Annotated in this window: 11 protein-coding genes; 7 read left to right on the forward strand and 4 right to left on the reverse strand. The window is 32.0% G+C overall.

Annotated features, from left to right (window positions below; all coding sequences use genetic code 11):
- The first annotated feature begins 704 nt into the window (after positions 1–704).
- Genes B4E59_RS13460 through B4E59_RS13470 form a run of 3 tightly spaced genes read left to right on the forward strand, consistent with a single transcriptional unit; the run spans position 705 to position 2,357 of the window.
- Positions 705–1,724: a helix-turn-helix transcriptional regulator gene (locus B4E59_RS13460; RefSeq protein ID WP_286495816.1), complete on the forward strand. Its 1,020-nt coding sequence runs from the start codon at positions 705–707 to the stop codon at positions 1,722–1,724.
- Positions 1,725–1,764: 40 nt separating this feature from the next.
- Positions 1,765–1,941 (forward strand): hypothetical protein, encoded by a 177-nt coding sequence (locus tag B4E59_RS13465; RefSeq protein WP_291053492.1) that lies wholly within the window; start codon positions 1,765–1,767, stop codon positions 1,939–1,941.
- 2 nt (positions 1,942–1,943) lie between these two features.
- Complete coding sequence (locus B4E59_RS13470; protein ID WP_291053494.1) at positions 1,944–2,357, forward strand: polysaccharide deacetylase family protein; 414 nt, start codon at positions 1,944–1,946, stop codon at positions 2,355–2,357.
- A gap of 223 nt (positions 2,358–2,580) precedes the next feature.
- Here the strand turns inward: B4E59_RS13470 and B4E59_RS13475 are convergent, their stop codons facing one another.
- Both B4E59_RS13475 and B4E59_RS13480 read right to left on the reverse strand, forming a co-directional pair.
- On the reverse strand, positions 2,581–2,922 hold the full coding sequence (locus tag B4E59_RS13475) for a phage holin family protein (RefSeq protein WP_125349050.1): 342 nt from the start codon (positions 2,920–2,922) through the stop codon (positions 2,581–2,583).
- A 133-nt stretch (positions 2,923–3,055) separates the two neighbouring features.
- Entirely contained in the window at positions 3,056–4,591 is a 1,536-nt protein-coding gene (locus B4E59_RS13480) for a glycine--tRNA ligase (RefSeq protein WP_291053498.1), read from the reverse strand.
- Positions 4,592–4,796: 205 nt separating this feature from the next.
- Between B4E59_RS13480 and B4E59_RS13485 the strand changes: the two genes are divergently transcribed.
- The 4 genes from B4E59_RS13485 (at position 4,797) to B4E59_RS13500 (ending at position 8,627) form a co-directional block, all read left to right on the forward strand.
- The gene (locus tag B4E59_RS13485; RefSeq protein ID WP_291053501.1) at positions 4,797–5,315 is read left to right on the forward strand and encodes a hypothetical protein; all 519 of its coding nucleotides are present in this window, start codon (positions 4,797–4,799) and stop codon (positions 5,313–5,315) included.
- Between the two features lie 98 nt (positions 5,316–5,413).
- On the forward strand, positions 5,414–5,860 hold the full coding sequence (locus B4E59_RS13490; RefSeq protein ID WP_291053504.1) for an HYC_CC_PP family protein: 447 nt from the start codon (positions 5,414–5,416) through the stop codon (positions 5,858–5,860).
- A gap of 126 nt (positions 5,861–5,986) precedes the next feature.
- Positions 5,987–8,239, forward strand: coding sequence for a TonB-dependent receptor (locus B4E59_RS13495; RefSeq protein ID WP_291053507.1), 2,253 nt, complete (start codon positions 5,987–5,989; stop codon positions 8,237–8,239).
- A gap of 22 nt (positions 8,240–8,261) precedes the next feature.
- Positions 8,262–8,627 carry a heavy-metal-associated domain-containing protein gene (locus B4E59_RS13500; protein ID WP_221856639.1) on the forward strand — a complete coding sequence of 122 codons (366 nt, stop codon included), beginning with the start codon at positions 8,262–8,264 and terminating at the stop codon, positions 8,625–8,627.
- Between the two features lie 67 nt (positions 8,628–8,694).
- Here B4E59_RS13500 and dnaJ read toward each other — a convergent pair whose 3' ends face one another.
- Both dnaJ and B4E59_RS13510 read right to left on the reverse strand, forming a co-directional pair.
- Positions 8,695–9,819, reverse strand: a complete 1,125-nt coding sequence (gene dnaJ / locus B4E59_RS13505) for a molecular chaperone DnaJ (protein WP_286495821.1) — start codon at positions 9,817–9,819, stop codon at positions 8,695–8,697.
- A gap of 14 nt (positions 9,820–9,833) precedes the next feature.
- Positions 9,834–10,391, reverse strand: a complete 558-nt coding sequence (locus tag B4E59_RS13510; RefSeq protein WP_286495822.1) for a nucleotide exchange factor GrpE — start codon at positions 10,389–10,391, stop codon at positions 9,834–9,836.
- Between the last annotated feature and the right edge of the window lie 296 nt (positions 10,392–10,687).

A 10,687-nucleotide genomic window follows, 5' to 3' on the forward strand; every position in this document is an offset into this window, starting at 1 on the left:
AGATTTTCAAATCTAAAGGAGTTTATCGAAGAATCTTTTTTTTAAATTTTCTAATAAAAAAGCTAAATCATTTTCCTTTTTTAAAACGGAATTTGAAGTTTGAGCAGCTTCTTTTGATTTCTTACTTTTAACTTTTTTCAAATCATTTTGACTTGATTTTTTATTTTTAAACTTTTGAAATCAATCATCAACTAAAGTTTCAAATTCAGGTTTTAAACAAGTTTTTGATCTTATTTCAAATTCATTTCTAGGAAATATATTCTCTATTCGAAAAGAAAACTTTTTAGCTTTTGTTTCCAATGGTACCCTTTCGGGCGATAAACAGATTAAAGTCTGTGTGAATTGCTCTACCCACTGAGCTATTTCAGTTTCCTGAAAGTAGGAATCGAACCTACGACCCATCCGCTGGAGATTTTAATTATTCAGAATAGAAGTGATGAAACAATTTCTACTACAATGCTATACTGAAACATTTGTCAAGGAATAATTAAAATCGTTTGGTTTTTAAACCTTTGACAAAGTTGGAGTAGAAGTGTGCGAATGAATTGCGCAATAAAATATTTTTTCGAAATAATTTGTAAATGATGATGAATAGAGGATTTTATATTGAAAATATTTTGAATAAAATTTGAAGTGAAAATTTCTACGCAAATAGATTGCGTACTTTGATTTGAAATTTGTAGTATTGAAGAAAGAAATCAACCATGGCAACCAATAAAATTGCATTAATACGTTATCAAACGATCGATAAATGTCTTCAAAATCATTTCAGAAAATGGAGATTAGAAGATTTAATAGAAAAAGTTTCGGAAGCTTTGTATGAATACGAAGGAATAACTTCTGGCGTTTCGAAACGTACAATTCAGGGCGACATTCAGGTGATGCGAAGTGATAAATTGGGTTATAATGCGCCAATTGTTGTTCGAGAAAAAAAGTTTTATGAATATAAAGATCATGATTATTCGATCCATAATTCGCCTGTTTCGTCTGCAGATTTAGATAAAATGAAAGAAGTGATTTCGGTGATGAAACAATTGAATGGGTTTAATTATTTTGATGATATGAACGAGATTATTACTCGTCTCGAAAATAATTTATCCAAGCAAACTCATCAACAACCAAATTATATTCAGTTCGAAGAAAATCCATTATTAAAAGGTTTAGAACATTTGAACCGGTTGTATCAAGCAATTGTAAAGAAACAACCTTTGCTGATTTCGTATCAATCTTTTACCTCAAAAAGTAAAGAGCCAAAACAACAAGTTTATTATCCGTATTTGTTGAAAGAATACCGTAATCGCTGGTTTTTATTAGCTAAATCGAGAAAAGATAAAAATTTGTATACGTTGGCTTTGGATAGAATTGTTGAGTTTTATGAATTGGCAAATGAACCTTTTGTCGATGAGCAAGAAATTAATTTTGATACGTATTATAACAATGCGATTGGTGTAACGAAAAGTGTGAAAGAAAGAGAGCAGCGTGTTGTTTTTCGTGTGAATAAAAAATTAGCGCCTTATGTGGTGACAAAACCAATTCATGCGACGCAAAAAGTGTTGGAAGTGACGGACGAAGGAACTTTATTTTCGATAGAAGTTGTACATAATTTTGAGTTGGAACGAGAACTTTTAGGATTTGGAGAAGAAATAGAAATTCTTGCTCCAAGATTAGTGAAAAAAAGAATCAAAACACGATTAGAAAGAGCATTAGAAAAATATAAAAAATAGAATTTCTTTCATACATTTAATTCATTAAAAATTAACTTAAATGATATGGAATAAAAGAATAATGACACTTTTGAGTGTCTTTTTATTAATCTTCTCGACAAGTTCGTTTGCACAGAAAGCGAGTGATTTTGTGAAGAAATATATCTATTTAACTTTTGATGATGGGCCTTTGAATGGAAGTGAAAATATTGATGAGGTTTTAAAAATGAGAAGTTAAAAGTGACTGTTTTTCTTGTTGGAGAACATGTGGAGAAAAATAAAACAATGACGAATTATTTTAAATATTACGAAGATAATCCGTACATCGAAGAATGTAATCATAGTTGGACGCATGCGAATGATCAATACAAAAAGTTTTATAGTAACGAGCAAACGTCGGTTGAGGATATTTTGAAAAACCAATCGATACTAAAATTACAAGATAAAATTGTTCGTTTACCAGGAAGAAACATGTGGAGATTGGACGGAAAATCGAAGAATGATGGAGCTTCTGGTGTACAAACGGCTGATGGTTTAGCAAAGTTGGGTTATAAAGTTATTGGTTGGGATTTGGAATGGACGCATCATGGAAAAGATGGAACACCGGTGCAATCTGTTCAAGCGATTTATAAACAAATTGTTAATCAATTATAATCGAATAAGACCTTTGCAAATAATAATATAGTTATGTTAATTCATGATGAGATGTTTCAGAATAAATGGGAAGAGTCCGAATTGAAAAAATTGGTTGATCTTCTTAAAAAAACATGATAACTATATTTTTGAGCAAATAAAATTTTATCCTCAATAAAACTTTTATAAAATACAAAAGCTGTCCAATTTTGGACAGCTTTTTATATGTAATAATCTGTATAAATTAGTCTCCCATCATTCCTCCAACTAAAGAATTGACAATTGCTAAAACAATACCAAATAATAATGCGTACCAGAATCCGTCAACATGGAAACTATCTCCCATAATTGCGCTTGCTAATAAGATAATAATTGCTGTAATCACAAAAGAAAATAAACCTAATGTTAAGATTGTTACAGGTAAACTAATAATGTTTAAAATTGGTTTTACAATAGCGTTTAAAAGTCCGATAACAAGTGCAACAATAATCGCAGAACCATATCCTTTTACAGATACTCCAGGTAAAATGTTAGCAAGTCCGAAAACAACTAATGCTGATACCAAAAGATTAATAATAAAGCCCATAATTTGTATTTTTTAGATTAATATATCTAATTAAAATCAAAAGCTTTGCCAAATTGTTAAAAATTTTAATAAAAAATAAAAAAAGCTCAGAAATTTCTGAGCTTTTGCTTTATTGTATTGAAAAATTCTCTTTTTATAATTGTTCAAAAAGATATTTCATGTTGACTTCTTTGTCGATAATTTGAGCTAACTCATTAATATTAACACGTTTTTGCTCCATTGTATCACGGTAACGTAAAGTAACAGAATTATCGTTTAATGAATCGTGGTCAACAGTGATACAGAAAGGTGTTCCAATCGCATCCATACGACGGTAACGTTTACCGATAGTATCTTTTTCTTCGTACATTACGTTGTAATCTAAACGTAATTTCTTCAAAATTTCTTTCGCTAATTCAGGTAAACCATCTTTCTTTACCAATGGTAAAACTGCAGCTTTAATTGGCGCTAATGCAGCTGGTAAAGATAATACAACACGTTCTGATCCATCTTCTAAAACTTCTTCTTTCAATGAATTTGAGAAAACTGCTAAGAACATACGATCCAAACCTACAGAAGTTTCTACAACATAAGGTGTGTACGATTCGTTTGTTTCGTTATCGAAATATTGAATTTTTTTACCTGAATGTTGTTCGTGAGCTTTCAAATCGAAATCTGTACGAGAGTGAATTCCTTCTAATTCTTTGAATCCGAATGGGAATTTAAACTCAATATCAGCTGCAGCATTTGCGTAGTGCGCTAACTTTTCGTGATCATGGAAACGGTAATTTTCATTTCCTAAACCTAATGTTTGGTGCCAACGTAAACGCGTTTCTTTCCATTTTTCATACCAATCTAACTCTGTTCCTGGTTTTACGAAAAATTGCATTTCCATTTGTTCAAACTCACGTTGACGGAAAATAAATTGACGTGCAACAATCTCATTACGGAAAGCTTTACCAATTTGAGCAATTCCGAATGGTAATTTCATACGACCAGATTTTTGTACGTTCAAGTAATTTAAGAAAATACCTTGAGCCGTTTCTGGACGTAAATATAAATCCATTGCTTGATCAGCTGTCGCTCCTAATTTAGTTCCGAACATCAAGTTGAATTGACGAACTTCAGTCCAGTTTTTAGAACCAGTTACAGGATCAGCAATTTCTAATTCTTCAATCAAAGCTTTTACGTCATCTAAATCTTCGTTTTCCAAAGATTTTCCCATGCGCGCTAAAATTGTATTGATTTGATTTTGATATTCTACAACACGAGGATTTGTCGCAACAAATTGATCTTTATCAAAAGCATCACCGAAACGTTTTGCAGCTTTTGCAACTTCTTTCTCGATTTTACCTTCAATTTTCGCACAATAATCTTCAATTAAAACATCGGCACGGTAACGTTTTTTAGAATCTTTGTTATCAATCAAAGGATCATTAAATGCGTCAACGTGGCCCGAAGCTTTCCAAGTAGTAGGGTGCATAAAAATAGCAGAATCAATGCCGACAATGTTTTCGTGCATTTGTACCATTGCTTTCCACCAATATTGTTTGATGTTATTTTTTAGCTCAGCTCCGTTTTGACCATAATCGTAAACGGCTGATAATCCATCATAAATCTCACTCGATTGAAAAATGAAACCATATTCTTTCGCATGAGAAACTACTTTCTTGAAAATATCTTCTGACATAATTAATTGTGTGTTCTTATTTAAAGTGCAATTTTAGTGATTTTTGATGACTATTGAGGTATATTTTGATAAAATCGTAAGGCTTTAAGCACTTATTCTAATTTTTGAGAAGATTATTAGCGGAATGATTGATTTTATAAAATCGGATTATTTCAATTTCAATCAAAAAAACATACTTTTAAATCATAAAAAAAATGATAACCGTATGAAAAAGTTTATTCTTCCTATTCTATTATTAAGTTTTGTTGCAAGTTGTAATTCTAACAATTCATCTTCTTCGTCTACAGAAAATAAAGTTGAAAATGAAGTGAAAGATTCGGTTAAAGAATCAGATGTTAATTATAATGTTGCGCTTGATTTTATGAATAATTATGTGGATTATATTATGGATACAATTGTTAAAATAAATCAAGATGAGTATATTAAACAAAACGAATTGTTGACGCAAAATTTTAAAGATCGATATAAATTTGTGCAAGATTCTGCTTATAAAGTTGAGCCAGAAGTTGGTTTAGATTTTGATCCGATTGTCGATGGACAAGATTTTCCGGATAAAGGATTTAAAATAAAATCGATTGATAAAGCAACAGATTTGGTGACTTTACAAGGAGTAGATTGGCAAGATTTTGAAGTCGTTTTGAAAGTTGTTAACGAGAATAATAAATCGTTAGTAAATGGTTCTGGAATTATTAATATACCGACCAACAAGCAACCGAAAAGATAATTTAGTAAAACTGAAAATTCTATAAGGAACTTGGAAAATGATATAAATTTCAGTTTGTTTTGATTTGAATTTTTTGTTTATTTTTGTCCAACATGAAAATGCAACAGTACATAAAGTATGTTTTGTCGGTGGTTTTGATTTTTTCAAATCTTAGCTACGCATTTTCTATGCACTTTTGTCAAGGAGTGGTTGAGCAAGTGAAGTTGAATCATTTGGATAATAATTCACACGAAATGGAAGTTTCTACTTCGTGTTGCCCTCCAAAAACAGAAAAAAAACATTGCGAATTACCAGAAAACAATAAGTCTAAAAAAGACGATTGTTGCAAGGATATTTCTTATTCGGATAAGTTTGTAGAAAAGCAAACTGTCAAAATACAGAAACTTGTTCCGATAAGTTTTTTAGCTTCTGAAATTCTTCAAATTAGAATTTCGATTCAAGATGAAAAGGTGAGCAATCAATCAAATTTTCTTGATTTTTATGTTGCGTCAAATGCGCCGCCAAATTATATTCTCAATTCTCAATTAACATTTTACGAAGGATAATGTCTGTTGTTTTTGATTAAATCAATCAGAAAACAATAAACTATTATCTGAATATTAAAGTATTTGATGAAAATCTAATCAACAAGTACACAATAATAAATAGGCATTATGCCTTAAATCGTAAAAATGAAAAAAATATTCACTTTAGGATTTATACTAAGTGCTGCGTTTTCTTACGCACAATCTACATTAAAGGGAAAAATTACAGATCAAAATCAACAACCAATCGTTGGAGCAGAAGTGTTTTGGCAATCGTCAGATATTTCTGTTATTACAGATGAAAAGGGAAACTTTGAGATCGAAAATTATCAACCAACCTCAATTTTAGGTGTTTTTTATGACAATGAAACGACAACTTTTAAGGAATTAAAATACGAATTTCAGAATATCACCATCAATGTAAAAGATCATTTTGGGGATACTTCGTTGAATGAAGTTGTGGTTCGTGATACAAGCAGTTCGCTTAAAAAATCGAAGTTTGCAACTAATATGACGACAATGACAGGAAAGGAATTGTTGAAAGCGGCTTGTTGTAATTTAGCTGAATCTTTCGAGACAAATCCTTCTATTGATGTTAATTTTTCTGATGCTGTGACAGGAAATAAGCAAATTAAAATGTTAGGTTTAACATCGCCTTATATTTTGATTGCAGAAGAAAATATACCAAATGTTCGTGGAGCTTCTCAAGCTTTTGGGCTTAGTTTTACACCAGGAACTTGGGTAGAAAGTATTCAAGTGACGAAAGGTGCAGGTACAGTGATTAATGGTTACGAAAGTATTTCTGGACAGATTAATACAGAATTAATCAAACCTTCAAATGATATTCCGTTGTTTGTGAATCTTTATGGTTCTACAGATTCGCGCTTCGAAGGGAATGTGCATTTGAACAAAAAATTGAATGATAAATGGAGTACTTCTTTGTTTATGCATGGAAATGCACGCGTTTCGAAGAATGATATGAACGATGATGGGTTTTTAGATAATCCGCTTGGACATCAAGTTAATGTGATGAATCGTTGGCAATATCAAAACTTAGAAAAAGGTTGGGTTGGATTTTTATCTGCAAGATATTTGAATGATACAAAACAAGCAGGACAAGTTGATTTTGATAAAGATCGTGATAAATTAACAACAAATTATTGGGGGTCAGAAATCAATACAAATCGTGTGGATGTTTCGTCAAAAATTGGGTATGTTTTTCCAGAAATGCCTTATCAAAGTATGGGATTACAAACGGCGTTTAGCTATCATAAACAAGATTCTTACTTTGGATTGAATCAATATGATATTGAGCAACAAAGTTTTTATTCCAACTATATTTTCAGTTCGATTATTAGCAATACAAAAAATAAATTCTCTACAGGAGCGAGTTTTACGTATAATAAATTCAAGGAATTTGTAGCGCTTCCGATTGATGCGAATTATGATCGAATTGATAATTCTGCAGGAGCATTTTTCGAATATACGTTTGATAATATGAAGAATTTCAATATGATTGCTGGGCTTCGTGGAGATTATCATAATCGAATGGGATTTTTCTTAACACCTCGTTTGCATACACGTTATACACCTGTAAAAGGAACAACAATAAAAGCATCGGTTGGTCGTGGAAAACGAATCAATAATATATTTGCAGAAAATCAGAATTTATTTGCTTCTTCAAGACAATTTAATATTTTGGGCGATGGAAATGGAAAAATATATGGTTTAGATCCAGAAATTGCATGGAATTATGGATTTAGCGTAACTCAAGAATTCAAATTATTTGGAAAAAATGCTGATGTTACAGCAGATTTTTATCGAACAGATTTCGAAAATCAAATTGTGACGGATATCGATTATTCAGCGCGCCAAGTTAGGTTTTATAATTTAGAAGGAGATTCGTATGCAAATTCGTTCCAATTCGATTTTAATTATAATCCATTTACGCATTTCAAAATTAGAGCATCATACAAATATTATGATATAGCAACCGATTATGAAAACGGAAAATTAGAACGTCCATTGCAAGCGAAGCATCGTTTCTTTACAAATCTTGAATATGAAACACATGAAAGAAATGGAAGAAATTGGCGTTTTGATGCGACGTATAATTGGATTGGAAAACAGCGTTTACCAAATACATCAGATAATTTGCCAGAAAATCAGTTGAATGAATATTCGAATCCATTTGGGACAATTAATTTCCAGATTACACGTGTTTTTTCAAAACATTTTGAAGTATATATTGGAGGAGAAAATGTAACGAATTATCAACAACATCGCGTAATTTTAGGAGCAGATAATCCTTTTGGTTCAAATTATTTCGATAGTTCGATTGTTTATGCACCAATTTTTGGACAAATGTATTACGCTGGATTAAGATTTAGTTTAAAATAAAAATCATAAAAAATATAAAATAATGAAAAAATTATTAGCCTTTGCTTTGGTTGCGACTTTAGGAATTAGCGCACAAGCACAAAATAAAAATGCGAAACACGATTTACACGTTAAAGGAAATTGTGGACAATGTAAAGACCGTATTGAAAGAGCGGCTTATGGTGTAAAAGGCGTAAAATCTGCTGAATGGGATAGTAATACGCAAAATTTACATATTATATTGAATGAAAAAAAGAGTAAAGTGGATGATGTAGAAAACGCTGTAGTAGCGGTTGGACACGATACTGATAATAAACGTGCAGAAGAAAAAGTGTACGGAAGTTTACCTTCTTGTTGTTCGTATGATCGTGAAGGTTCAGCTGGGGAAGCTAACACGCATAGTCATTAAAAGATTTTAAAATATAAAAAAATCCATCTCATTTGAGATGGATTTTTTTATATCATTTGATTTTCAATTACTGAAACATATCTTTCACACGTTCAAAGAATGATTTTTCATTTTTCGAAGGTTCTGGTGAGAAATGATCATCGTCTCTCATTTTTTCAAAATACGCTTCTTGATCTTTCGATAAATGAGTTGGTGTCCAAATGTTAACATGCACAAATAAATCACCTTTTCCGTAACCGTTCAAATCTGGTAAACCTTGACCTTTTAAACGTAATACTTTTCCTGATTGAGTTCCTTTGTCAACTTTAATTTTCACTTTTCCGTTAACCGTCGGAATTTCTTTCGAAGCACCTAAAACAGCATCAGGAATAGAAACATACAAATCAAAATGTAAGTTGTTTCCATCACGTTTTAATGTATCGTGTTCTTCTTCTTCAATCAAAACAAGTAAATCACCAGGAATACCATCAAAAGGCGCATCGTTACCTTTTCCACGAACTTGTAATTGAATTCCTTCTCTTGCTCCAGCAGGAATTTTAAGATCGATTGTTTCCTCAACTTTGATTAATCCTTGATTATTTGCTCCCGAAGGAATTTTGTCTGCAACTTTTCCTACTCCTTGACATGTTCCACAAGTTGTAGCAGTTTGCATTTGTCCTAAAAATGTGTTGGTAACACGAACTTGTTGTCCAGAACCGCCACAAGATGGACATGTTTTAGATGTAACGCCATCTGCTTGTTTAAAACGTTTAACTTTTACTTTCTTTTCGCAACCGTTAACCATTTCTTCTAAGTTCAATTTTACGCGAATACGCAAATCAGAACCTTTCATTCGACGTGGACCACGAGATTGACCTCCAAATCCACCACCGAATCCTCCGCCTCCAAAGATATCGCCGAAATGAGAGAAAATATCTTCCATATTCATTCCGCCGCCACCGCCGAATCCTGCGCCAGCAGCTCCGCCCATTCCTGCATGTCCGAATTGGTCGTAACGTGCACGTTTGTTGTCGTCGCTTAAAACTTCGTAAGCTTCTGCAGCTTCTTTAAATTTATCTTCTGCCTCTTTGTCACCAGGATTTTTGTCAGGGTGATATTTGATGGCAAGTTTACGATAGGCTTTCTTGATATGCTCTGATGTTGCAGATCTTTCGACCTGCAATATTTCGTAATAATCTCTTTTTGATGACATTTTCTTAATCTAAATTATAATCCAACAACAACTTTAGCGTAGCGAACTACCACATCATTTAATAAATAACCCGTTTCTACAACGTCTACAATTTTTCCTTTTAAATCCTCTGTTGGAGCAGTAATTTGAGTAATTGCTTCGTGTAAATCAGTATTGAAATCGTCTCCAGCTTTAGTTTCCATTTCTTTCAAACCTTTTGCACGTAACGTTTCTACTAATTTATTATTGATTAATTCAACACCTTGATGTAAGCTGTCGTCTCCAGACTTTTCAATTTGATTTAAAGCGCGTCCAAAATCGTCTAAAACAGGCAATAAAGACGTAATAACTTCTTTATTTGCTGTCTTGAAAATGTCCATGCGTTCGCGCGAAGTACGTTTTTTGAAGTTGTCAAACTCTGCAAATAAGCGTAAATATTGGTCTTTTTCTTTTGCTAATTGTTCCTTAACAATTTCTAATTCTGACTTTCCAGCAGTTTCTTCTTGTGGTTGTTCTACAGTGTTATCACTCTCTTGAACGTTTTCTTGAAGATTCTCGTTCTCTAATTCTTCGTGTATATTTTGGTCAGACATATTCTTATTAGTTTTTTTGTTTCTGATTGAATCAAATAGTTTGCCAATGCCCATTATGTGTCGTTTTGTCAGATTTTAAATAAAAAAGAAGCACTTCTGTCGCGAGAAGTGCTTCGGTAAATGTATAAAGTTTTTTTTGATTTGAGTTTTACTTTGAGGATGCGAAGTTGAAATGAATTCAACTTGACAAAGAGCGTATAAAAAAACATTTTATTCTTTACAATTATCTTAGCCTGTCTTTTTGTCTTTCCATTTTTTTGGAAAAAAATTAGTATAACCCGTTGTGCATTTTGATT

The organism is Empedobacter sp. UBA2044, from assembly GCF_002333005.1.
Classification (GTDB): domain Bacteria; phylum Bacteroidota; class Bacteroidia; order Flavobacteriales; family Weeksellaceae; genus Empedobacter; species Empedobacter falsenii_B.

Coding starts and splice junctions, on each gene's coding strand:
- B4E59_RS13495 (WP_291053507.1), top strand. CDS start 5,987: ATGAAAAAAATATTCACTTTAGGATTTATACTAAGTGCTGCGTTTTCT.
- B4E59_RS13475 (WP_125349050.1), bottom strand. CDS start 2,922: ATGGGCTTTATTATTAATCTTTTGGTATCAGCATTAGTTGTTTTCGGA.
- B4E59_RS13465 (WP_291053492.1), top strand. CDS start 1,765: ATGATATGGAATAAAAGAATAATGACACTTTTGAGTGTCTTTTTATTA.
- B4E59_RS13490 (WP_291053504.1), top strand. CDS start 5,414: ATGCAACAGTACATAAAGTATGTTTTGTCGGTGGTTTTGATTTTTTCA.
- B4E59_RS13485 (WP_291053501.1), top strand. CDS start 4,797: ATGAAAAAGTTTATTCTTCCTATTCTATTATTAAGTTTTGTTGCAAGT.
- B4E59_RS13480 (WP_291053498.1), bottom strand. CDS start 4,591: ATGTCAGAAGATATTTTCAAGAAAGTAGTTTCTCATGCGAAAGAATAT.
- B4E59_RS13500 (WP_221856639.1), top strand. CDS start 8,262: ATGAAAAAATTATTAGCCTTTGCTTTGGTTGCGACTTTAGGAATTAGC.
- B4E59_RS13460 (WP_286495816.1), top strand. CDS start 705: ATGGCAACCAATAAAATTGCATTAATACGTTATCAAACGATCGATAAA.
- B4E59_RS13510 (WP_286495822.1), bottom strand. CDS start 10,391: ATGTCTGACCAAAATATACACGAAGAATTAGAGAACGAGAATCTTCAA.
- dnaJ (WP_286495821.1), bottom strand. CDS start 9,819: ATGTCATCAAAAAGAGATTATTACGAAATATTGCAGGTCGAAAGATCT.